Origin of the sequence: Tenacibaculum soleae (genome assembly GCF_030549005.1) — a bacterium.
Taxonomy (GTDB): Bacteria; Bacteroidota; Bacteroidia; order Flavobacteriales; family Flavobacteriaceae; genus Polaribacter; species Polaribacter soleae.
Genome location: NZ_JAUOSW010000004.1, coordinates 314709 through 337618 on the forward strand (window position 1 = coordinate 314709; position 22910 = coordinate 337618).

19 protein-coding genes are annotated in these 22910 nt (G+C 30.4%); 10 read left to right on the forward strand and 9 right to left on the reverse strand.

Annotation, left to right across the window (positions count from 1 at the left end):
• Positions 1-31: 31 nt before the first annotated feature.
• The 5 genes from bamA to Q4586_RS07980 all read right to left on the reverse strand — a co-directional run bounded on the left by bamA (position 32) and on the right by Q4586_RS07980 (position 5706).
• Positions 32-2581 (reverse strand): outer membrane protein assembly factor BamA, encoded by a 2550-nt coding sequence (gene bamA, locus Q4586_RS07960; protein ID WP_438273384.1) that lies wholly within the window; start codon positions 2579-2581, stop codon positions 32-34.
• Positions 2571-3326, reverse strand: coding sequence for an undecaprenyl pyrophosphate synthase (gene uppS / locus Q4586_RS07965; protein WP_068702958.1), 756 nt, complete (start codon positions 3324-3326; stop codon positions 2571-2573). Before uppS ends, bamA begins: the two co-directional genes overlap by 11 nt.
• Before the next feature lies 1 nt (position 3327).
• On the reverse strand, positions 3328-4008 hold the full coding sequence (porG, locus tag Q4586_RS07970; RefSeq protein ID WP_068702959.1) for a type IX secretion system protein PorG: 681 nt from the start codon (positions 4006-4008) through the stop codon (positions 3328-3330).
• Between the two features lie 107 nt (positions 4009-4115).
• Complete coding sequence (locus tag Q4586_RS07975) at positions 4116-5012, reverse strand: NAD kinase (protein WP_303528147.1); 897 nt, start codon at positions 5010-5012, stop codon at positions 4116-4118.
• Positions 5013-5046: 34 nt separating this feature from the next.
• Entirely contained in the window at positions 5047-5706 is a 660-nt protein-coding gene (locus Q4586_RS07980; RefSeq protein WP_068702961.1) for a CBS domain-containing protein, read from the reverse strand.
• Positions 5707-5766: 60 nt separating this feature from the next.
• Between Q4586_RS07980 and Q4586_RS07985 the strand changes: the two genes are divergently transcribed.
• The 6 genes from Q4586_RS07985 (at position 5767) to clpX (ending at position 11416) form a co-directional block, all read left to right on the forward strand.
• A complete protein-coding gene (locus Q4586_RS07985; protein ID WP_303528150.1) occupies positions 5767-6480 on the forward strand; it encodes a pyridoxine 5'-phosphate synthase in 714 nt (237 codons plus the stop codon).
• A gap of 1 nt (position 6481) precedes the next feature.
• A complete protein-coding gene (locus Q4586_RS07990; RefSeq protein ID WP_303528152.1) occupies positions 6482-7249 on the forward strand; it encodes an alpha/beta fold hydrolase in 768 nt (255 codons plus the stop codon).
• Between the two features lie 167 nt (positions 7250-7416).
• Complete coding sequence (locus Q4586_RS07995; protein ID WP_303528154.1) at positions 7417-7767, forward strand: phage holin family protein; 351 nt, start codon at positions 7417-7419, stop codon at positions 7765-7767.
• A gap of 148 nt (positions 7768-7915) precedes the next feature.
• Entirely contained in the window at positions 7916-9238 is a 1323-nt protein-coding gene (gene tig, locus Q4586_RS08000) for a trigger factor (protein ID WP_303528157.1), read from the forward strand.
• Positions 9239-9428: 190 nt separating this feature from the next.
• On the forward strand, positions 9429-10088 hold the full coding sequence (gene clpP, locus Q4586_RS08005) for an ATP-dependent Clp endopeptidase proteolytic subunit ClpP (protein ID WP_271406181.1): 660 nt from the start codon (positions 9429-9431) through the stop codon (positions 10086-10088).
• A gap of 89 nt (positions 10089-10177) precedes the next feature.
• Positions 10178-11416 (forward strand): ATP-dependent Clp protease ATP-binding subunit ClpX, encoded by a 1239-nt coding sequence (gene clpX, locus Q4586_RS08010; protein WP_068702973.1) that lies wholly within the window; start codon positions 10178-10180, stop codon positions 11414-11416.
• A 75-nt stretch (positions 11417-11491) separates the two neighbouring features.
• On the opposite strand, the gene Q4586_RS08015 is transcribed toward clpX, so the two are convergent.
• The gene (locus Q4586_RS08015) at positions 11492-12823 is read right to left on the reverse strand and encodes a leucine-rich repeat domain-containing protein (protein WP_303528160.1); all 1332 of its coding nucleotides are present in this window, start codon (positions 12821-12823) and stop codon (positions 11492-11494) included.
• 124 nt (positions 12824-12947) lie between these two features.
• Here Q4586_RS08015 and dnaG point away from each other — a divergent pair, with 124 nt between their 5' ends.
• A complete protein-coding gene (gene dnaG, locus Q4586_RS08020; RefSeq protein WP_303528162.1) occupies positions 12948-14957 on the forward strand; it encodes a DNA primase in 2010 nt (669 codons plus the stop codon).
• Between the two features lie 186 nt (positions 14958-15143).
• Here the strand turns inward: dnaG and nadE are convergent, their stop codons facing one another.
• Positions 15144-15932, reverse strand: coding sequence for an NAD(+) synthase (gene nadE, locus Q4586_RS08025; protein WP_303528165.1), 789 nt, complete (start codon positions 15930-15932; stop codon positions 15144-15146).
• Between the two features lie 95 nt (positions 15933-16027).
• Here nadE and gldB point away from each other — a divergent pair, with 95 nt between their 5' ends.
• Genes gldB through Q4586_RS08040 form a run of 3 tightly spaced genes read left to right on the forward strand, consistent with a single transcriptional unit; the run spans position 16028 to position 19312 of the window.
• Entirely contained in the window at positions 16028-16990 is a 963-nt protein-coding gene (gene gldB, locus Q4586_RS08030) for a gliding motility lipoprotein GldB (RefSeq protein ID WP_303528166.1), read from the forward strand.
• Positions 16990-17325: a gliding motility protein GldC gene (gene gldC / locus Q4586_RS08035; protein ID WP_068702987.1), complete on the forward strand. Its 336-nt coding sequence runs from the start codon at positions 16990-16992 to the stop codon at positions 17323-17325. Before gldB ends, gldC begins: the two co-directional genes overlap by 1 nt.
• Before the next feature lie 52 nt (positions 17326-17377).
• Positions 17378-19312: a tetratricopeptide repeat-containing sensor histidine kinase gene (locus Q4586_RS08040; RefSeq protein ID WP_303528171.1), complete on the forward strand. Its 1935-nt coding sequence runs from the start codon at positions 17378-17380 to the stop codon at positions 19310-19312.
• A gap of 26 nt (positions 19313-19338) precedes the next feature.
• Here Q4586_RS08040 and folK read toward each other — a convergent pair whose 3' ends face one another.
• Both folK and Q4586_RS08050 read right to left on the reverse strand, forming a co-directional pair.
• Entirely contained in the window at positions 19339-20466 is a 1128-nt protein-coding gene (folK, locus tag Q4586_RS08045) for a 2-amino-4-hydroxy-6-hydroxymethyldihydropteridine diphosphokinase (protein ID WP_068702992.1), read from the reverse strand.
• Between the two features lie 155 nt (positions 20467-20621).
• Positions 20622-22868: a polyribonucleotide nucleotidyltransferase gene (locus Q4586_RS08050; RefSeq protein ID WP_303528175.1), complete on the reverse strand. Its 2247-nt coding sequence runs from the start codon at positions 22866-22868 to the stop codon at positions 20622-20624.
• Positions 22869-22910 lie beyond the last annotated feature (42 nt).

Here is a 22910-nt window from a genome sequence, read left to right on the forward strand (position 1 = left end):
AAAAAACTACAAGCGTTACAAATGTAAGGTTTTAGAACTGTCTTCCAATAATAAAATGTGTTTGCCAACCAGACTTTTCAGTTGATCCAGGTAGTGGATCAAACCCATGAGCAAAATCAATACCTAATAAACCAAAGGCAGGCATAAAAATACGAATACCCATACCAGCCGAACGTTTTAATTTAAACGGATTAAAATCACTAAAATTGTCATAAGAGTTTCCTGCTTCTAAAAATCCTAAAGTATATATTGATGCAGAAGGTTTATCAGTTATAGAATAACGTAATTCCATTTGAAATTTATTGTAAATAGAACCTCCGTCAATAGATGATATTCTATTGTTTTCATATCCTCTTAAACCGATTGTTTCACGACCATCTAGTTGTCCTTGTGCTATACCATCACCTCCTACAAAATATCTTTCTACAGGAGTTAAGCCTAGTTTGTCATTGTAAGAACCTAAATACCCCATTTCAAAATTAGACATTAACACTAATTTATTAGCTAATGATGTATACCATTTACCTTTCGCAGTAATTTTGTAGTATTCTAGCCATTTATATTTATCAGACAAATAAGCTTGTCTTTCATCATCTGTAGGGAAATCAGGTTCTGTATAATCTTTTCCATTAACCAAAGAGTATGGAAATGTAGCTTTAGCACTTAGTGAAAAGTCTGAACCATAGGTTGGGAAAATTAAAGTAGGTCCCGCAGAATTTCGCCCGAAAGCAACTGTATAGGCTAGATTATTTAAGTTACCATCACTAATAACATCATTAGATGAGCCTACTCTGTAGCCATAGTTTTGTAGATCTATTCTTTGATAACTTATAGTTTGTGACAATGAAAAGTAATCATCTGGCCAAGTTAAACGTTTACCTAAGCCTACAGATGCTCCAATAATACTTAAGCTTTGATTTTTATCAACAGAGTTTGTGTTGTAGTCGTATCTATATTGATTTGATAAGTATACAGAAAAAGATAATGATTGTGGTTTTTTACCCCCTAACCATGGTTCTGTAAAAGAAAAACTATAGGTATTGTAAGTTCTACTAGTTTGTAAACGAAGTGATAACTTTTGTCCATCTCCCATAGGTAATGGTTTATAAGCTTCTTTGTTAAAGATATTTCTAATAGAAAAATTATTAAAAGATAACCCTAGTGTACCTATAAAAGATCCACCACCATAACCACCTTGTAGTTCTATTTGACTACCTCCCTTTTCTGCTACAGAAAATTCAATGTCAGCTGTTTTATTTTGATAATTTGGCTTTACATCAGGGGTTACATTTGCATCAAAAAAACCTAATTGTCCAATTTCACGTATAGAACGAATGATGTTTTGACGGCTAAATAAATCTCCTGGTTTTACACGTAATTCTCTATAAATAACATGGTCATTTGTTTTATCGTTACCTGCTACGCTTACCTTCTTTATGGTAGCTTGCTCATCTTCACGTATACGAACCTCAACAGTAATAGAATCATTACTAACTTTTGTTTCAATTGCGTTTATTTGAGAAAATAAGTATCCATTGTTATGGTATAAGGTTTGAATATCTTGAGAGTTAGGGGTTCCATCACCTGAAATACGTTCTTTTAAAACTTTACCGTTATAGATATCACCTTTTTCAATACGTAATAAGCTGTGTAAAAATTCATTAGAATATTCTTTGTTACCTATGAATTTAATTTCTTTGAATCGGTATTGACGACCTTCTTCTAATACAATTTCTAAATTAATGGTATTGTCATCATTCCAAGTAAGGTTGTCAGATATAATACGTGCGTCTCGATATCCTGTTTCACTGTATTTTTCAAGTATGCTTTCTAAGTCAGTCTTGTAGTCATCTAACACATATTTTGATGATTTCCAAAAACGACCTAAAACTTTACGTTTAGTGTTTTTCATTAACCCACGTAAAGCGCTGTTAGACATTGCTTGGTTACCAATAAAGTTAATTTCTTTAATTTTTATACGTCTCCCTTTATCAATAAAAATATTCATACTAACGGTGTTAATGTCAGTAGTATCTTTTTTAGTTGTTAAAGATACTTTTGTTTTTAAAAAACCTTTGTCGGTGTATTTTTTCTTAATAAAGTTTCTGGTAGTTATAATTAGGTTATCGGTAACCATAACACCTTTTTTTAGCTCAGTTTCTTTTTTTAAATCTCTTGCTTTAGATTTGCTAACACCTGAAATTGATATATCGGTTAACTGAGGTAATTCTGTAACATCAAATAAAAGATAAACAGTTTCTCCATCTTTTTTTGATAAATAAACATCTACATCACTAAATTGTTTACTTTCATAAAGCTTTTTTATAGCACTAGTAAGTTTATCTCCTGGAAGTTTTATAGGCTGTCCATCAATCAAGCCAGTATAAACTCTTATGGTTTGTTCACTGAATTTTTGTAAACCTGTAACAGTAATACCTCCTAGAATATATTGCTCCCCTTTTTTGTAGGGAATAATATTGCTGTTAGCAGTACTATCTTTAACTATTGTGTTTTGTGCTTGTGTTTTCGCTGATAAAAAAGCGATTAAAAATACTACTATATAAGAATATTTATTCATCATTGGTCTCAATCTGTTCACTTGTTTTTCCAAATCTTCTCTCTCTATTTTGATAATCTATTACAGCCTCAAAAAGGTGTTCTTTTCTAAAGTCGGGCCATAGGGTTTCGGTAAAATATAGTTCGGCATATGCAATTTGCCAAAGTAAAAAATTACTAATTCTTTGTTCCCCACTTGTACGTATCATTAAATCAACGTCGGGCAAATTAAACGTATATAAATGGTTATTTATAATTTTTTCATCTATTTTTTCAATATCTAGTTCGTTATTAACAACTTTTTTAGATATGTTTTTGATTGTATTAACAATTTCTTCTCTTGAACCATAGCTTAAAGCAAAGGTTAAAGTAATTTTTGTATTGTTTTTAGTTTCTGTAATTACTTTTGTTAGTATTTTTTGAGCATTACTAGGTAGGCTATTGATATTACCAATAGCATTTACTTTTACGTTTTTACGTTGAAAATCTGGTAATTCTTTTTTTAAAGTGTTAACCAATAGGGTCATTAAAGCATCTACTTCTAATTTTGGTCTGTTCCAGTTTTCTGTTGAAAAAGCATAAAGTGTAAGGTTTTTAACACCTATTTCAGAGGCCGCGTCAGCAGTTTCGCGAATAGCAGTTAAAGCGTTTCGGTGCCCAAAAACACGTTGCATTCCTTTTCCTTTAGCCCATCTGCCATTACCATCCATAATAACAGCAATGTGATTTGGTACTTTTTGTAAATTAATACGATGTTGTTGTTCCGTCATATTATTCTGCTAATCCTTTGTAACAAGGTGGTCTTCCGAAGGAATAAACAATAGAAACTCCTGTAAACATATACCAGTCGTTTCCTGTACCTCCAAAATTTAAACTATTTATTTTCTTTGTTGTAAAATCAATATCATCTACTAAAGTAAATCGAACTCCAGTTTCTAAAGCAATAGCAAAATGATCGTCTAATCTTCCTTTAATTCCAATACCTACGGGTAATGAATATGAAAATTTATTTTTTAAACGAATTGTCGTTGGTGATGTTCTTTCAATAGGGCTACTGTAGTTAAATACCGCAATTTCTGCTAATAAATAAGGTGTAAAAGTGGTGTTGTAATTACTGATATTATAATCAAAAAAGTTAAATTCTATACCAGCGGCAAATTCATGTATATTGTTAGAGAATTGTATTCCTCTATTTTTACGAAATAAGTTTTCTGCATCTTTATCGTTTCCTGAAACAGGAATATACGTGTAAGTACCTCGTAAAGCTATTCTAGGGTTTAAATTATATTTATAAATTAATCCTGCACCTACTTTATTGGGGTATATGTAGTTTGTTCTACCTATATCACCTACGTAATTAGATCCGCCTAGAAATACACCTACTTCGTGAGTTTGTGATTGTAATGTAATTGCTGTAATAGCAAGTAGTATGAATAAAAAATATTTCTTCATGTTGAAAAATAGCGTGCAAATATAGGGAAATGAATTTGCTTTAAAAAGTTAATAATCTGTCTTTTTGATTAACTTTTTTTTATTGATTTTATTGTGAATAGTTATAATTATGAAGACTCATTACGAGTATCTTCTCCCCATAATAACTTTTCGCGCAATGTTTTTAAATGGGATTGATTTTGTAATAAGATGCTTTTTATAGAAAAATTAGCTTTTTGTATTTTAATTTTTGTTCCTTCTGAAACTGTTGTAATACGAGAGTCTAATGATATTAAAAAATCTTTTTCGCGGGCGCTAACTTCTAATTGAATTAAAGTGTTGTCAGGAATTACCATGGGTCTTGCGTTTAAGTTGTGTGGCGCAATAGGAGTAATTACAAGGCTTTTAGAATCTGGTAAAATCACTGGTCCGTTACAACTTAGCGAATATCCGGTAGAACCTGTTGGGGTGGATACAATGAGTCCATCTGCCCAGTAGTTTGTTAAGTATTCTTTATTTAAATATGTTTTTACTCCAATCATCGAAGTCGTATTTCTACGAGCAATTGTTATTTCATTTAAAGCAAAGTCTAATTCTGTAAACTCTTTAGCTTGTGGTGTTGTTGTTATTTGTAATAAAGACCTTTCTTGAATAGAATACTTGTTTGCCAGTAATAAGTCAACCGATTCTTCTATTTGGTCTTTTTGAACGGTTGCTAAAAAACCTAATCTTCCTGTATTGATTCCTAAAACAGGAATATTTAAATCTCTAATATAGGTAACAGCTCTTAAAATTGTACCATCACCACCCATTGAAAACATGGCGTCAAATGAATTAGAAAGCTCTTTAAAGTGAGTGTAAGTAGGGTGTTTTTTGGTTATAATGTTGTTGTTAGTAAGTAGGTCGTAGAAATCTTTTTCAAAAAAAACAACAATATTGTTTTTTTCTAAAACAGCGAGTAAGATTTTAATTTCTTTTTCTGCTGATATTGTATAAGCTTGACCGTAAATAGCTACTTTTTTCACTTGTAATAATGTTTTGTTAAAAGATATGTAAAACTTACATGTCTAAATATTTTTTCAAATAAGAGGCTCTGTCCTTTAATTCTTCTAGGTAAAAATCATCTTTATGTTGCGTAATTACATTATAGTCATACCTTCTAAAAGTTTGAATAATTTCATTTATTTCATCAGTAATTATTTTTAAAGTGATTTGAATATTGTCTTGATTTTCAGATGAAATATAAAAACCAAGTAGCTTGCCATTAGTTGTTTCAACTATTTGTGCAATCTGACTCATTGAATAATCGTTTTTGTTTTTATTAACGATTAAAGTTTCACTTTCGTTGTGTAAAAAAGGACTGTCGGCAAAAGCATCCAAAATATCACTTAACTCATAATAACCTACGTAATTCATTTCTTTGTTTAAAACAGGAATTAAATTACAATCATTGTCTGCAAAAAGCACAATTAAATCTAATAAAGTAGCTTCTTCATTGGTGTGAAAATGATCAAATAAATAAGAATATTCACTAAGTTCTTGATCTTTGTTTTCAATGGTTTGAATATCACTTTCTGGTAGACAGCCAATTAGTTTTCCATCATCAATAATCGGAATATGGGTTATCGGCAGATTTTTACATATTTTCTGAGCACATTTTACAGTGTTTTTTGAAGTAAGTGCTTTTATTTCGTCTAATATAAAGTCGTTGATATTCATTATTACGAATATAGTTTAAAATGTTTTAATGATTTACCTTTGTGGTTTAATTTTAATGACATGACAAAGTTAAGTGTAAATATTAATAAAATTGCAACATTACGTAATTCTAGAGGTGGAGATACACCTAATTTATTAAAAGTAGCTAAAGATATTCAAGAGTTTGGTGCAGAGGGAATAACAATTCATCCACGACCAGATGAGCGTCATATTCGTTATCAAGACGCGTATGATTTAAAATCATTAGTAACTACCGAATATAATATTGAAGGGAACCCGATTGATAAATTTACTAAAATGGTTTTAGAAATTAAGCCAACACAAGTAACTTTAGTGCCTGATAGTGTATCGCAACTTACTTCAAATGCAGGTTGGGATACGATAAAAAACCAATCTTATTTACAAGAGGTAATTGCTGAGTTTAAAAACGCAGGAATAAGAACGTCAATTTTTATTGATACGGATTTAAACTTGATTGAAGCGGCAGCAAAAACAGGAGCAGACCGTATTGAATTATATACCGAAGCTTTTGCAACGCAATATGATTTAGGAAATAAAAATGCAATAAAACAATATGCCGATGCTGCAATTTTAGCGCACGATTTAGGTTTAGGAGTCAATGCAGGGCATGATTTAAGTTTAGAAAATATTAAATTTTTCAAACAAAATATTCCAAATTTAGCCGAGGTTTCAATAGGACATGCACTTATTTCTGAAGCATTATATTTAGGGTTAGAAAATGTAGTGAATATGTATTTACATAGATTACAATAAGATGCAAATTTTACATTCAAAAATTTTAGGAGCAGGAAATCCGTTATTGATTTTGCACGGGTATTTTGGAATGGGGGATAATTGGAAAACTCATGCCAATCAACTTGCTGAAGATGGGTTTGAAGTGCATTTAATAGATCAACGTAATCATGGACGTAGTTTTCATTCTGATGAATTTAATTATGAATTAATGGTAGATGATTTGTATAATTATATAACGCATCATAATTTAGAAAAGGTAAATTTACTAGGGCATTCAATGGGAGGAAAAACAGTAATGTTATTTGCTACGGAATATCCTAAGTTAGTTGATAAGTTAGTGGTTGCAGATATTTCACCAAAAATGTATCCACCACATCATCATGATATTTTAGATGCGTTGAATTCGATTGATTTTACGATTCAAAACTCTCGTAAACTAATTGATGAAAAATTAGCAACCTTGATCCCTGAAATTGGTGTACGTCAGTTTTTGATGAAAAGTGTATACAGAAAAACAAAAACTGAATTGGCTTTCCGATTTAATTTATCATCCTTAACAGAAAATAATAATGAAGTAGGCGTTGCATTGCCATCTTTTACCATTTTTGAAGGAGAGACTTTGTTTTTAAAAGGTGAAAATTCAGGATATATTTCATCAAATGAAGCGCCAATTATTGAAGCTCATTTCCCGAATTCGACCATAAAAAAAATAGCCAACGCAGGGCATTGGCTGCATGCTGAAAATCCTAAGGGCTTTTATAATGAAGTTATTAGTTTTTTAAACTAATAAAATAAAGTAGGCTTGTAAATATAAGAGAACAAGTGTTTTTAGTTATAGGTAAAGAGATTACTTTAATAATATTTAATTGCTGAGTTTATTTTTGTATAACTGCCAAAATTACAGTTTATTAATTTTGGTATGATTATCGCAATTGATTATAAAAAATAAAAGTAATGAAACTATTTTTAAAATTATTATTAACAGCACTAGCAGTTATTATATTAGCAAGCATTTTGCCAGGTGTAACAGTAACAAATTATATAACAGCCATGCTTGTAGCAGTGGTAATTTCGTTGTTAAATATGTTTGTTCGCCCGTTGTTGGTGTTTTTTACATTACCAGCTACCATTGTAACATTAGGGTTGTTTTTATTTGTGATAAACGCCGTAATTATTTTGTTTGCTAGTAACTTAGTAGGAGGTTTTGTAGTAAATGGATTTTTTACAGCGCTCTTGTTTAGTATATTATTGTCAGTATTTAGGTCGTTCTTATTTTCGTTGTTAGATGAAGAAAAAAAAGCGTAAAAATTCAGTTAAAAGCAAGCGTAAATAATAATTTGATTATCAGTATATAAAAGATTAAAAACAGTGTTTGTTCTTAGTAGCAAATAGCTTGTTTCTAAAAAAATAAAATAGTAATTTTGCACCCGATTTTAAAGAAACTTATTTTAAGATGAATATTACAAAAGAAAACGTAGATGCGTTAAATGCAGTTGTAAAAGTTGATATAGTTGCTGAAGATTATCAAGCTAAAGTAACAAAGCAATTAAACGATTACCGTAAAACAGCAAACATTCCAGGATTTAGAAAAGGTCAAGTACCAATGGGAATGGTAAAAAAGCAATACGGAAAATCAATAATGATTGATGAAGTAAATAAGCTTTTACAAGAATCATTAAATAAATATTTAACAGAAGAAAAATTAGATATTTTAGGAAACCCGTTACCAAGAGTTCAAGACGATTTTAATTGGGATGCTGAAAAGTTTTCTTTTGAATTCGAATTAGGATTAGCGCCTGAGTTTGATGTAAACTTAAAGCCTAAAAATAAAGTTACCCAATATAACATCGTTGCTACTGATGAGTTATTAGACAAAGAGGTTGAGAATATTCAAACTCGTTACGGTAAAATGATAGCTAAAGAAGAAGCTACTGAAACAGCAAACGTAACAGGTACATTTATAAACGAAGAGAAAGAAATCAATAAGAAATCAACTGTTTCTGTAAAAGATATTAAAGGAAAAACAAACTTAAAAAAGTTTGTTGGTGCCAAAGTTGGTGATGTTTTAGAATTAAAAACTAAAAACTTATTTGAAGACGAACATAAATTACAAGGAGCTTTAGGAGTTTCTCATGATGATGTTCACGAATTAGATGTTCCTGTAACTTTTACTATTGAAGAAATTACTGAAACAGAAGCAGCAGAGTTAGATAAAGAATTATTTGATAAGTTATTTGCTGACGGAAGTGTAAGCACAGTTTCTGATTTAAAAGATAAAATTAAAGAAGATGCTGAAAAGCAATTTCAACAACAAGCAGATCAGCAATTGTTAAACGCAATTACTGAAAACTTAGTAGAAAATACAAAGTTTGATTTACCTGTTGAGTTTTTACAAAAGTGGTTACAAACTGCTGGTGAAAAACAGTTAACTGCTGAAGAAGCTGTTGAAGAATATAACAAATCTGAAAAAGGATTACGTTACCAATTAATCGAAGGAAAGGTTATGAAGGATAACGATATCAAATTAGATTATAAAGAATTGGTAGACTATGCAAAAGGATTTATCCGTTCGCAAATGGCACAATTTGGTAACATGAACCCAGAAGAAAAAGAATTAGACGATATTGCTGGTAGAGTGTTACAAAATCAAGAAGAAGCTCAAAAATTACAATCGCAATTAATTAGCCAAAAATTATTAGCTTTTTATAAAGAAAACATGAGTTTCGATTCGAAAGAACTTTCGTACGAAGATTTCATCAAAGAAGTATATAAATAAATGTCATTGCGAAGAGTAAAACAACCTGTTTATTAAAAACTAAATTGTTTTAATTAGCCCTTCGTAAAGACAAAAAAAAACATAAGAAACCTGAATGTAAATTCAGGTTTTTTTAGCCATAAACAGTAGTAAAATACTAACTAAATAGTTCTTATATTTACAACTTTATAACCCAAAAAACATTTTTAGAATGGATTACGGAAAAGAATTTGAAAAATACGCAACAAAGCACCACGGAATAAACAGTACATATTTAGGTAAAGTAACCAGTAGTTTAACGCCATATATAATGGAAGAACGTCAAATGAACATTACACAAATGGATGTTTTTTCTCGTTTAATGATGGATAGAATTATCTTTTTAGGTACTGGTATTAACGATCAAGTAGCTAATGTAATTCAAGCACAATTATTATTTTTAGAAAGTGTAGACGCTAATAAAGATATTTCAATTTACATCAATTCACCAGGAGGTGGAGTATATGCTGGTTTAGGTATTTATGATACCATGCAATTTATTAAGCCAGATGTAGCAACAATTTGTACAGGTATGGCAGCATCAATGGGAGCTGTATTAATGTGTGCTGGCGAAAAAGGAAAACGATCAGCTTTACCACATTCACGTATCATGATTCACCAACCATTAGGAGGCGCACAAGGACAAGCATCTGATATGGAAATTACTGTAAAAGAAATCGGAAAATTAAAAACCGAATTATACAATATTATAGCAAATCATTCAGGGCAACCTTTTGATAAAGTACATGCCGATTCTGATCGTGATTATTGGATGAAAGCCGACGAAGCAAAAGCGTACGGAATGGTTGATGAAATTTTAACAAGAAAATAAAATACTTGCCTTAAGCTTACGTTAAAAACACACGCTGTTAATTAAGAGTGTGCTTTTTAGCTCAAGGCCTAAAGCCAAAAGAAAATAAGATGTCGAAAGAAGAAAACTTACAATGTTCCTTTTGTGGGCGTAAAAAACCAGAAACCGATTTGTTAATCGCTGGTATGGATGCGCATATTTGTGACAAATGTATAGAGCAAGCACACGGAATTGTAGAGGAAGAAATAACTGAAGCTAAAACTGATGGATTGTCTAAAGATTTAACATTAAAAAAACCATTAGAAATAAAAGGTTTTTTAGATGAATATATTATCGGGCAAGATGCTACTAAAAAAGCAATGGCAGTAGCTGTTTACAATCATTACAAAAGATTATTGCAAGCAAAAGATGATGCTGATGAGGTTGAGATAGAAAAATCGAACATTGTTTTAGTTGGTGAAACAGGTACTGGTAAAACATTAGTAGCCCGTACTATTGCTAAAATGTTAAATGTACCATTCTCTATTGTTGATGCTACAGTTTTAACACAAGCAGGTTATGTAGGTGAAGATGTTGAAAGTATTTTGAGTCGTTTACTACAAGCTGCAGATTATGATGTAGAAAAAGCCCAAAGAGGAATCGTTTTTATCGATGAAATTGATAAAATTGCGCGTAAAGGCGATAATCCATCAATAACTAGAGATGTTTCTGGTGAAGGAGTGCAACAAGCATTATTAAAATTATTAGAAGGGTCAGTGGTAAATGTAGCTCCTAAAGGAGGAAGAAAGCATCCTGATCAAAAATTTATTGAGGTAGATACTAAAGATATTTTATTTATTGCAGGCGGTGCTTTTTCTGGAATAGACAGAGTTATTAGCAAGCGTTTAAATATGCAAGCTGTAGGGTACAGCGCATCAATAGATGAAGATAAAATAGATGAGGATAATTTATTACAATATATTATTCCATCAGATTTAAAATCTTTTGGATTGATTCCAGAAATCATTGGTCGTTTGCCAGTATTAAGTCACATGAACCCGTTAGATGCAGAAACGTTAAGGGCTATTTTAACGGAACCTAAAAACTCGATTATTAAACAGTATACAAAATTGTTTTTAATGGATGATGTTGTATTTAGTTTAACCGAAGAAGCTTTACAATATATTGTAGATAAAGCGGTAGCATATAAATTAGGTGCTCGTGGATTGCGTTCGTTATGTGAAGCTATTTTAACAGATGCGATGTTTGATATGCCTAGTTCTGATGAAAAAGAATTAATAATAACAAAAGAGTATGCTGAAGCTAAAATAACAAAATCGGCTTTAAAGAAATTAAGAGCTGCTTCGTAATAGACTTACAATGAATAGTTACAAAAAAAGCACCTTATTTTTATAAGGTGCTTTTTTTATTTGCTTAAAAAATATTTAACGAGTTCTTATTTTACTGTGTTTTTGAATCCATTCAGTAAGCTGTGCATTGGTTAAATTATATTTTTTTTGCACAATGTTTTTTTTGCTTTGTAAGTAAACAGTGTTTAAAACTAAATATTCATATTCTTTAGCTACCGACTTTTTAAACTTTGTATAATAGCTTTCAGAATTTTCTGAAACAGGTGTCGTTTTTACTTTAAGAGCAGCGTTACCAAGTAAATTAATCCACTCGGTAAATTGATTTGCGTTTAAATTATATTTTTTCTGAATTTCCTCTTTTTTACTTTGTAGGTAAGCTGGTGTAAGAATAGCTTTTTCATATTCTTCTACCACAGATTTTTTAAATTTAGCATAATAAGCAGGCGTAAATTTAGCAGGAAGTCCAACATCAGTTGTTTTTGTTACACTTTCTGTAGTTAATAAACTAGCATATTTAGCAAGCCATTGGGTAAGTTGTGCTGGGTTTAAGCTGTATTTTCGTTGCAATTCCTCTTTTTTACTTTGTAAATGTGCAGCTGTTAAAACAAGTTTATCATATTCGGTAACTACAGAAAGTTGAAATTTTTCATAATAATTAGAGGCACTTTCTTTTGAAGTGTTATTCTGTGTCGGTTGTTTTTTTACAACACTAGGTTGTTGTACAATTGCTTTTTCTTTTTTAATTATAGTTGAAGTAGGGGTACTTACAGTAGCATTTGTAGTGTAGTAAGCTGTGTCGTCTTTATACCATGCTTGAGGAATATTATTACGCTGTACGTTGTTTACAACAATGGCGTCAATTTCATTACTAGTAGCATCTAAACTTTCTAACTTAGTACAACCTTTAACATCTAATTTAGAAATGCGATTAAAACTACAGTATAAACTTTCAAGGTTTTTGTTGTCTCCAAGAATAAGCTCCGTTAACTCATTGTTATCACAACTTACATAAACCAATTCGGTATTGTTTCGAAGATCAAGGCGCTCAATTTTATTATCGCTACAATTTAAAAAAGTAATAGAAGTGCTTTTAGATAAATCAATTTTTGTAATATTATTTCCAAAACAGTCAATACGTTTTAAATTAGGAAAGCTTTCAAGACCTGTTAAATCTTTAACTTTAGAGTGTACGTTTGGTAATAACTTATTGGTTATAGGGTCGTTAATGTTTAAGTTAACAACATATCTAGCATCACTAACTAAAATACTTCCGTTTAATCCGTTAGAATCAATTCCTAAGTCGATTAAACATTCCTCCAAACCAATATCAGGAATAGTAATAGTTTCTTGCGAAGCTACATTTATAGTTAATAATATTGTAAATATGAATGATATATATGTTTTCATGATTGATAATTTGTAGCAAAACTATATATTTATAAGTTTTTAGCAAATAAAATAGATAAGAGATTTCTTTTTAATCATCAAAATATATAAAACGAGTATATTTGTTCGCTATATTTTATACTATATGATAACCCAACAAACCATAGAAAGAGTTTTTGAAGCAGCCCAAGTAGAAGAGGTGATAGGAGAGTTTGTGCAGTTAAAAAAATCAGGAAGTAGTTTTAAAGGGCTCAGTCCGTTTACCGATGAGCGAACCCCATCGTTTATGGTATCGCCAGTAAAACAAATATGGAAAGATTTTAGTACAGGAAAAGGAGGAAATGCTGTTTCTTTTTTAATGGAACACGAACATTATACTTATCCTGAAGCCATAAAATGGCTTGCTAAGAAATATAATATTGAAATAGAAGAAACCGAACAATCCGACGAGCAAAAAAAACAACTTAACGAAAGGGAAAGCATGTTTTTGGCTTCTAAATTTGCCAAAGATTATTTTCATGATATATTAATGAATACTCAAAAAGGACGCGCAATTGGATTGTCGTACTTTAAAGAAAGAGGATTTAGAGAAGATATTATCGAAAAGTTCGATTTAGGGTATTGTAAAGATGAGTGGGATAATTTTACCAATGCAGCATTAGCTAAAGGGTATGATTTAAAATATTTAAAATCAACCGGATTAACAATCGTAAAAGAGGGTGGTCCACAAATAAAAAAGTTCGACCGTTTTAAAGGACGTGTAATGTTTCCTATACACAGTATGTCGGGGCGTATTTTAGGATTTGGTGGTAGAATATTAACTAATGATAAAAAAGCTGCAAAATATTTAAATTCACCCGAAAGTGATATTTACCATAAAAGTAAAATTTTATACGGAATTTATCATGCCAAAAAAGAAATCGCAAAACAAGATAATTGTTATTTGGTAGAAGGGTATACTGATGTAATTTCTTTTTACCAATCAGGTGTAGAAAATGTGGTTGCTTCATCAGGAACTGCATTAACAGCCGATCAAATTAGGTTGGTAAATAGATTAACAAAAAACATTACCGTTTTATTTGACGGTGATGCTGCCGGAATTAGAGCTTCTATTAGAGGAATCGACTTAATTTTAGAGCAGGGAATGAATGTAAAAGTGGTTTCTTTTCCTGAAGGAGAAGATCCAGATAGTTTTGCAAAAGCACATTCAACAGCTGAATTAAAAGAATATTTAGCCGAAAAATCACAAGATTTTATCGAGTTTAAAGTGTCTTTGTTGATGAAAGAAGCAGCAAACGACCCTGTTAAAAAAGCGGGATTAATTCGTGATATTGTTACGAGTATTTCTAAAATTCCTGATGGAATACAGCGAGAAGTATATGTGCAAGAATGTGCGCGTATTATGGATATTTCTGAGCGTGTTTTATTTAGTGAGTTAGCACAATTGTTAACTAAAGGTTTGGCTAAGTCAAATAAAGGAAGTCAAGTCAATAATAATTCAAGTCAACCACCAGCTGAATACTTGTATGAGAAAGAGCAAGGTAAAATGGGCTTGATAAAAGGGGGCGGAAAATCAACACAGAAAATAGATCAACTAAATATTCTTGAAAAAGAAATTATTAGAATTTTATTGTTATACGGTAACGAAGTTGTTGATTTTGTAAACTGGGTAGATGGTGTTGATGAAAAAGGACGACCTGTTTTAGAAAAAGAAGAGTATCAAAATACCGTATCAAACGAGTTGTATTTAAATTTGCAAGAAGATGAAATTGAGTTTGCAAATGAAATTTTTAAACTAACATATTATCAATTGGTACACCAATTAAATCAAGATGAAAAAATTTCTATTGATCAATTAATAATGCACGAAAACCAAGAAATATCAAGTTTAGTAACTAATATTTTAATGGATGAAGAAAAATATTCGTTAAGTGATTGGGAACGAAAAGAAATTTTTGTAACCGAAACAATTAAAATTCTTCCAAAATTGGTTTCAGATGCAACCTTAAATTTACGAAGGATTTTAATAGAAGAAAAAATTAAAGAAATGATGCACGAAGTACAAACGCAAAATGCAGTACTTGATTTAGAGGAAATTTCTAATTATACAGATCTTAAAAAGCGTCTTTTTGAAAAGTTAAACCGTGTAGTTTAACTTTTGTTGTTAATTTATTTTTATAATTTCTTTTTTGTAAGTTTACAATGAAAAAGAAAAATCATGAAAAATATATTACATTTCTTAGAGCTTTTAAGGCTCTTGATATTATTGCCAGTAAAAATTTCTAACGGATATAAAAAACAGACATATCAAAAAATTAAACGTCAAATGATGTTTTTGAATTTACTTTAAGCTTTTTGGTATTTCGCAAATAGGAATTGGAGTCATTTTATGCTGATTAATACTGTTTAGACGAGTATATATTTTAAAAACTTCTAATTCTCTGCCAGTAAAGTCAGTATTGTTTTTACCTAAATCTTGCATGTGCATAGCCCATTCTAATTCGTCGTATGAAGCACCTATTTGATCTTCATCAGTTCTGCTATCACCAAATAAACCATCGGTAGGTTGTGCTTTTTGAATTGAATTTGGTACGTTTAAATGTGCAGCTAAAGCATATACTTCAGATTTTACTAAATCGGCAATTGGACTTAAGTCAACACCACCATCACCATATTTAGTATAAAAACCGACACCAAAATCCTCTACTTTATTACCCGTTCCGGCAACTAATAATCCGCGTAAACCAGCAAAGTAATACAGCGTTGTCATGCGTAAACGAGCTCTTGTGTTTGCTAATGCTAAGTCGGTTTTAGCAGAAACTTCGGCTTTAGGAACTACTGTTTTAAAATCTTCAAAAGTACTAGTCAGGTTGACTTCAGCTTCAGTAACGTTATTAAAACGATCTTTTAATTGTTTAATATGCTCATTGGCTCTGTTTACTTGACTTGCAGCTTGATGAATTGGCAATTCAACACATAAAGTAGGTAAACCAGTTAATGCACACAAAGTTGAGGTAACCGCACTATCAATACCACCTGAAATACCAACAACAAACCCGTTTACTCCTGAATTAGTAGCGTAGTTTTTTAACCATTGTACAATATGTTCTGATACTTTTGATGCATTCATAATTAAACAGATTTTATAAGCGTTTATATAAAATTGATATAAACTATTTTAGTAATTTCGACGTTGTAATGTTAAATGTAAATATACTAAAGTTCATGAGAAAAATTTTAGCACTTTGTGTTTTAGTTTTAAGTTTAATTTCTTGTCAAAAAGAAACAAGTTTTAAATTAAATATAGATGTTTCTACAATAAAAACAAATGTGAATATTGATAGGTTTGATGTTGATTTTTACACAACAAAACCTAATCAATTAAATCAATTAAAAACAAAATATCCTTTATTGTTTCCTAAACAACCAGATAGTGTTTGGATAAATAAGATGCATGATAAGGATGAAAGAGAGTTGTTTACTGAAACGCAAAAAGTATATGGTAGTATTGGTAAATTAACGGAGGAATTAACGTCACTTTTTAAACACGTAAAGTATTACAACTCTAAGTTTAAAAGCCCAAGAGTAATTACAATGTTAACTAATATTGATTATGATAACCGAATTGTATATGCAGATAGTTTGTTGCTAATTTCGTTGGATGCTTATTTAGGTAAAAAACATCGATTTTATAATGATTATCCAGATTACGTTAAACATAATAATGAAAAAGAACATATTGTAGTTGATGTAGCAAAGTCCATTATAAATGCTCAAATATTACATAGAAAGCAACGTGATTTTATAAACAAAATGATTTATAAAGGTAAAAAAATGTATCTGTTAGACGCTTATTTACCAAATGTGTTAGATGCACAAAAAATAGGTTTTTCTAAAACAAAACTTGACTGGGCTAAGAGTAACGAAGAGCAAATTTGGAAGTATTTTGTTGAAAAAGATATGTTGTATAGTACTAGTAAGGAATTAGATAAACGATTTTTAGATATTGCGCCTTTTTCTAAATTCTATATGGAGCAAGATAGGCAATCTCCTGGTCGAATAGCTGAGTTTATCGGTTGGCAAATAGTACGATCTTATATGCAAAAGAATGATGTATCTTTGCAAGAGTTAGTACAAAAAAATGAAGTTGAAATCTTCAAAAAATCAAAATACAAACCAAGGAAATAATGGCGATAGAACACACTTCTAAAATAACTTTTAAGGTAGGATTAGATGAAAATAAAATTCCGGAAGAAATTTCATGGAATGCAGAGGATGGTGGAATTAGTAATGAGCCTTCAAAAGCGATAATGCTATCTGTATGGGATCATAAGAAAAAAGATACTTTGCGTATGGATTTATGGACAAAAGATATGCCTGTTGATGAAATGAAACAATTTTATCATCAAACATTAGTATCTATGGCAGGTTCATTTGAAAGAGCAACAAATGACGAAAAAATGAGTGCGACTATGCGAGATTTTTGTGATTATTTTGCAGAGAAACTTGAACTTAAAAAATAAAAAAAGCAGCTTTTAAGCTGCTTTTTTTGTTAAAGGATAATTATTTTTGATTATGATTAAATACCTAACCTTATTTTTAATTTTAATTACGATTACTGTTAATAGCCAAAACAATAGTTTAAGGGGAGTTAAAAGTGAAAACGAAGTAAAACAAATTCAAAAAGCTTTTTATTTATTAAATAATAATGAAGAAGATAAAGCATATTTAATAGCTAAAGATTCAGAAGAAATTTTTAAGTCTCGTTATGCTTTAATGAATAAGAATATAATTTTAGCCTATTACTTTAATAGAAAAGTCGCAATAGACTCATCAATAATTTATGCAAAAAAATCGCTTAAATTTAATACACAAGGTAGTGATTCAATAAAAGCAAGAAGAAAAGCAACTGTTTGTAATCTTTTAGGTAAAAACTATAATGTTAAAGGGCTTTATAAAGAAAGTAAAAAATGGTATTTACAAGGAATTGAAGAGGCTCAAAAGTATAACGAAAAATACTCATATTATGCTAATACACATGGATTGGCATTAGTATATTATAACGAAAGAGAGTTAGAAAAAGCACTTAGTTTTTTTAAAGAATGTTTAAGTTATAAAGAAGATAAAGAAATTACTTATGGAAGTTATATAAATATGGGGATGATTTATGGTGAACTTAAAAATTATAAAGCTTCAGATAATTATTTTAAGAAAGCGTATAATATGAGTTTGATTGATAATAACACTAATGCAATGGTGGCAATTCTTTTAAATTTAGGAAACAATGCTCAAGAACAAAAACAAGTAAGTAAGGCAAAAGAGTTTTATACAGAGACAATAAAAATTAGTAAAAAACAAGGGTTTCATCAAACAAAAATAGAGGCAAGAATAGGTTTAGGTAATGTATATTTTTTTTTAAAAGATTATAAAAATGCCCAATTGTCATATGGTATCGCACTTATTGGAGCATTAGAATTGGGTTTATTAGCAAAACAATTAAAAATTTATGAAAAGTTAAAAGTACTGGCAATAAAAAGGAAAAATTATAAAGATGCTTTTTATCATAACTCAAAGTATTTTAAAATACGAGATTCTATTAATCAGTTACAGAAAGTAGAAAAAATTAATGAGTTAGAAGTTAGATATGAAACTATAAAAAAGGAAAAAGAAATTGACTTATTAAAAAAAGATCAAGAATTACAGGAGTTTAATTTGAAAAAAGAAAAAGAAAATAAAAAATTCATGTTAATTTCTTTTTTAATTCTTCTTGTTCTTGTTATAGGTTTGCTTATTAATTATTATTTGCGCTTACAGGCTCAAAGTGAATTAAATAAAAAAGAAAAAGAGATTAATTTACAAAAAGTAACAACGTTATATAAAGAAAAAGAACTAGAATTAATAAAAGCAAATATTACCGGAAGAGATTTAGAACGTGAAAGAATAGCACAAGAATTGCACGATAGTATTGGGGGGAATTTAGCTGCAATAAAATTGCAATTAGCCAGTTCTAAAATTTCAAATCCAACTTATATAAAAAAAGTAAGTATTCAAGTAAATGATACTTATACTCAAGTAAGAAACATATCACATTCATTAGTTTCAGATCAAAAAAAAGGAGATGTTTTTTGTGATGAAATTGAAATGTACTTAAATAATATTGGTGACTCAAGTAATATCATAGCTTCATTTACAGCGCATCCTAAGAAAAAAATAGATGATTTACCACAAGAGATAAAAACTGAAGTTTTTAAAATTATTCAAGAATTAATAACCAACACACTTAAGCATGCAAAGGCATCTTTTATGGAGTTAAATGTAAATTTATCAGATAAAAAACGCCTAAATATTATGTTTGAAGATAATGGTGTTGGATTTAATTTTTACGAAACAAAAAAAGGCTTAGGGTATCTAAATATAAAAAATAGATTAAAGAAGATTAATGGAAAGTTAATGGTGGATTCTAAAAAAGGAAGAGGGACTATTATTAATATTGAAATAAATAGAGCTTAGCAATAGCTGTTGGTTTTAGGAGATTGTTATGAATGATTTTTTATTTTATTAATTATAAAATGGTAATCATCAAAGTTGTTTACAAAATCTAAATCAGAAACATCAATAATCAGTATGTTTAAATCTTGTTGTGTTTTTATAAAGTTACTATAACCATCGTGAATTTTTTGTAAATATTCAGCTTCAATATTTTGCTCATATTCACGACCTCTATTTTTAATATTTTCTAGTAATCGATCTGTATTTTGGTATAAATATACATACAAGTCAGGTTTTGTAATTTCTTTATACATTAAATCGAACATTTTACGATACAATTTATATTCATCTTTTTGTAAAGTAACTTGTGCAAAAATTAATGATTTAAAGATGTAGTAATCAGAAACGATAAAGTTTTTAAATAAATCAAATTGTGCTAAATCATCAGATAACTGTTGGTATCTGTCTGCCAAAAAACTCATTTCTAAAGAAAAAGCATAACGTTCATTATCTTCATAGAATTTTGGTAAAAACGGATTGTCGGCAAAACGTTCTAATACAATCTTGGCATTAAACTCATCTGACATCATATTTGCTAATGATGTTTTTCCTGCGCCAATATTACCTTCTATAGCTATGTAATTATATTTTTCGGTTATAGGAATAGGTCTTTCTAATTGTTTTTTGATAGGTGTTATTTTTGAGCTATCGATACAGTTTTTTAAACAAATGTATAAATGTTTTTTTTCTATTGGGTGAAGGGTATTTCGAGCAATTTCAACCAACGGAACTAATACAAACTTTCGTTCTAACATTCGTGGATGTGGTACAATAAGGTTTTTAGAAAATATAATCTCATCTTCAAATAAGACAATGTCTATATCAATAATTCTATCTGTGTAACCTTTAGTTGTTTTTGGAGATCTCCCTAATTCTTTTTCAATAATAAGTAATGTTTTTATTAAGCTTTCAGGAGGTAAATAGGTTGATACTTTGATGCAGGTATTATAAAATTCTGCGCCATCAAAACCTAAAGAAGGAGTTTTATATATTGAAGCAATTTTTTGAATTGCACCAACTTTATTAGCAATTAAATTTATTGCATTTTGAATGTTTTTGAATTTATCACCTTGGTTTGTCCCTATAGATAAATATGTAGTTCGTTGTATTTTCATGAGCAGATTGCAAAGTAAAATAAAACTAAAATAAGATGGATAAAAAAAACAGTTTAATTTTAAAAAAAAAAGTAAAGTAAGATTGTTTTTACGTGTTTGTCTAAAACAAAAAAACAACCATAAGGTTGTTTTTTTGTTTTAATAAAGAAGGTTTTCTATGCTTCTTTTTTATCTTCTCTTGGTTTTCTATCATCACGACGATTGTCACGTCCACGATTATCTCTTCCTCTATTATCACGGCCACCACTTCTTTTATCATCTCTAGGTGGTCTTGCTACATAACCTTCTGGTTTTGGTAACAAAGCTTTACGAGAAACTTTTTCTTTACGTGTTCTAGGGTCAGTTCCAAAATATTTTACATCAAAAACATCTCCCATATTTACAACATCAGAAACATTTTCTGTACGTTCCCAAGCTAATTCACTTACGTGTAATAAAACTTCGTTTCCTGGAGCCTCCATATATTCTACAACGGCACCAAAATCTAACATTTTAATTACTTTTACTTCATAAGCACTACCAACTTGTGGCTTAAATAACATTGATTCGATACGTGAAGTAACCGCATCAATTCCTTCAGGTTTAGTACCTAAAATTTCAATGATTCCTTCTTCTGTTACAGGATCTTCTGTTACTACAATTGTAGTTTCAGTATCTTTTTGTAACTCTTGAATATGTTTACCTCCTGGGCCAATAAATGCACCAATCATATCATTAGGGATACGTCTAGTTATCATTTTTGGAGCGTGAGCTTTTACGTCTCCGTTTGGAGTTTCAATAGTATCTGTTAATTTAGATAAAATATGTAAACGACCATCACGAGCTTGTTTTAATGCATTCACTAAAATCTCATAAGGAAGCCCTTTTACTTTAATATCCATCTGACAAGCAGTAATACCTTCAGCTGTACCAGTAACTTTAAAATCCATATCACCTAAGTGATCTTCGTCTCCTAAAATATCAGATAAAACAGCGTAACGGTCACCATCAGAAATTAATCCCATTGCAATACCTGAAACTGGTTTTTTCATTTGAACACCAGCATCCATCATTGCCATTGTACCCGCACAAACTGTAGCCATTGAAGAAGAACCGTTAGATTCTAATACTTCAGATACTACTCTTACTGTGTAAGGGCAATCATCAGGAACCATTCCTTTCAATGCTCTTTGTGCTAAGTTACCATGACCAACTTCTCTACGTGAAGTTCCTCTTAAAGGACGTGCTTCACCTGTACAGAAAGGAGGGAAGTTATAGTGTAAATAGAAAGTTTCCTCACCTTCGTAAGTAGGCATGTCTATTTTATTTGCTTCTCTTGATGTTCCTAAAGTTACTGTGGCTAATGCTTGAGTTTCACCACGTGTAAAGATTGAAGAACCGTGTGTTGATGGTAAGTAATCTACTTCACACCAAATTGGTCTGATGTCTGTTGTTTTACGACCATCTAAACGTAAACCTTCAGCTAATGTTAATTCACGAACAGCATTTTTTTGAGCTTTATTGAAATATTTTCCAATTAATCCACCAAAATCAGCTATTTCTTCTTCAGAAAAAGTTGCAACAACTTCTTCTTTAACTTCTGCAAATGCAGCAGAACGTTCAGCTTTTGAAGTTCCTTGTTTTGCAATAGCATAACATTTATCGTAAGCTAAATCATTAATCTTTTTAGCTAACTCTTCATCTTCTCTTTCTGGTTCGTATTCGCGAGTTTCTTTTTTACCAAAAGCTTCAGCTAAACGCACCTGAGCAGCACATTGTACTTTAATAGCTTCGTGTGCAAATTTAATTGCATCGGCCATTTCTTCTTCAGAAACTTCATCCATTTCTCCTTCTACCATCATTACAGAATCTGCAGAAGCTCCAATCATCATATCTAAATCAGCATCTGCTAATTGAGTTCTGTTTGGATTGATAACAAATTCCCCATTTACACGTGCAACACGTACTTCAGAAATTGGTGTTTCGAAAGGAATATCAGACAATTGTATTACTGTTGATGCTGCTAAACCTGCTAAAGCGTCTGGCATAACATCTTCGTCATGAGACATTAATTGAATCATAACTTGTGTTTCCGCATGGTAATCTTTTGGAAATAATGGACGTAAAACACGGTCTACTAAACGCATTGTTAATACTTCTCCATCACTTGGTCTTGCTTCTCTTTTAAAGAATCCTCCAGGATAACGTCCTGCGGCAGCAAATTTTTCTCTATAATCTACCGTTAAAGGTAAAAAATCTACATCAGATTGCTTGTAGTTAGATACAACTGTACATAACAACATTGCTTTTCCCATTTGAACAACAACTGACCCGTGGGCTTGTTTTGCTAACTTACCCGTTTCTAATGAGATGGTTCTTCCATCTCCAAGGTCGATGACCTCTCTAAATACTTTTGGAATCATAAATTTTAATTCTAAATTTTTAAATTGTTTGTTGTTGTGTTG

Excerpts from the sequence above, each read along its gene's own strand:
- bamA (WP_438273384.1), bottom strand. The coding sequence starts at position 2,581 with ATGATGAATAAATATTCTTATATAGTAGTATTTTTAATCGCTTTTTTA.
- uppS (WP_068702958.1), bottom strand. The coding sequence starts at position 3,326 with ATGACGGAACAACAACATCGTATTAATTTACAAAAAGTACCAAATCAC.
- porG (WP_068702959.1), bottom strand. The coding sequence starts at position 4,008 with ATGAAGAAATATTTTTTATTCATACTACTTGCTATTACAGCAATTACA.
- Q4586_RS07980 (WP_068702961.1), bottom strand. The coding sequence starts at position 5,706 with ATGAATATCAACGACTTTATATTAGACGAAATAAAAGCACTTACTTCA.
- Q4586_RS07985 (WP_303528150.1), top strand. The coding sequence starts at position 5,767 with ATGACAAAGTTAAGTGTAAATATTAATAAAATTGCAACATTACGTAAT.
- Q4586_RS07990 (WP_303528152.1), top strand. The coding sequence starts at position 6,482 with ATGCAAATTTTACATTCAAAAATTTTAGGAGCAGGAAATCCGTTATTG.
- Q4586_RS07995 (WP_303528154.1), top strand. The coding sequence starts at position 7,417 with ATGAAACTATTTTTAAAATTATTATTAACAGCACTAGCAGTTATTATA.
- tig (WP_303528157.1), top strand. The coding sequence starts at position 7,916 with ATGAATATTACAAAAGAAAACGTAGATGCGTTAAATGCAGTTGTAAAA.
- clpP (WP_271406181.1), top strand. The coding sequence starts at position 9,429 with ATGGATTACGGAAAAGAATTTGAAAAATACGCAACAAAGCACCACGGA.
- clpX (WP_068702973.1), top strand. The coding sequence starts at position 10,178 with ATGTCGAAAGAAGAAAACTTACAATGTTCCTTTTGTGGGCGTAAAAAA.
- Q4586_RS08015 (WP_303528160.1), bottom strand. The coding sequence starts at position 12,823 with ATGAAAACATATATATCATTCATATTTACAATATTATTAACTATAAAT.
- dnaG (WP_303528162.1), top strand. The coding sequence starts at position 12,948 with ATGATAACCCAACAAACCATAGAAAGAGTTTTTGAAGCAGCCCAAGTA.
- nadE (WP_303528165.1), bottom strand. The coding sequence starts at position 15,932 with ATGAATGCATCAAAAGTATCAGAACATATTGTACAATGGTTAAAAAAC.
- gldB (WP_303528166.1), top strand. The coding sequence starts at position 16,028 with ATGAGAAAAATTTTAGCACTTTGTGTTTTAGTTTTAAGTTTAATTTCT.
- gldC (WP_068702987.1), top strand. The coding sequence starts at position 16,990 with ATGGCGATAGAACACACTTCTAAAATAACTTTTAAGGTAGGATTAGAT.
- Q4586_RS08040 (WP_303528171.1), top strand. The coding sequence starts at position 17,378 with ATGATTAAATACCTAACCTTATTTTTAATTTTAATTACGATTACTGTT.
- folK (WP_068702992.1), bottom strand. The coding sequence starts at position 20,466 with ATGAAAATACAACGAACTACATATTTATCTATAGGGACAAACCAAGGT.
- Q4586_RS08050 (WP_303528175.1), bottom strand. The coding sequence starts at position 22,868 with ATGATTCCAAAAGTATTTAGAGAGGTCATCGACCTTGGAGATGGAAGA.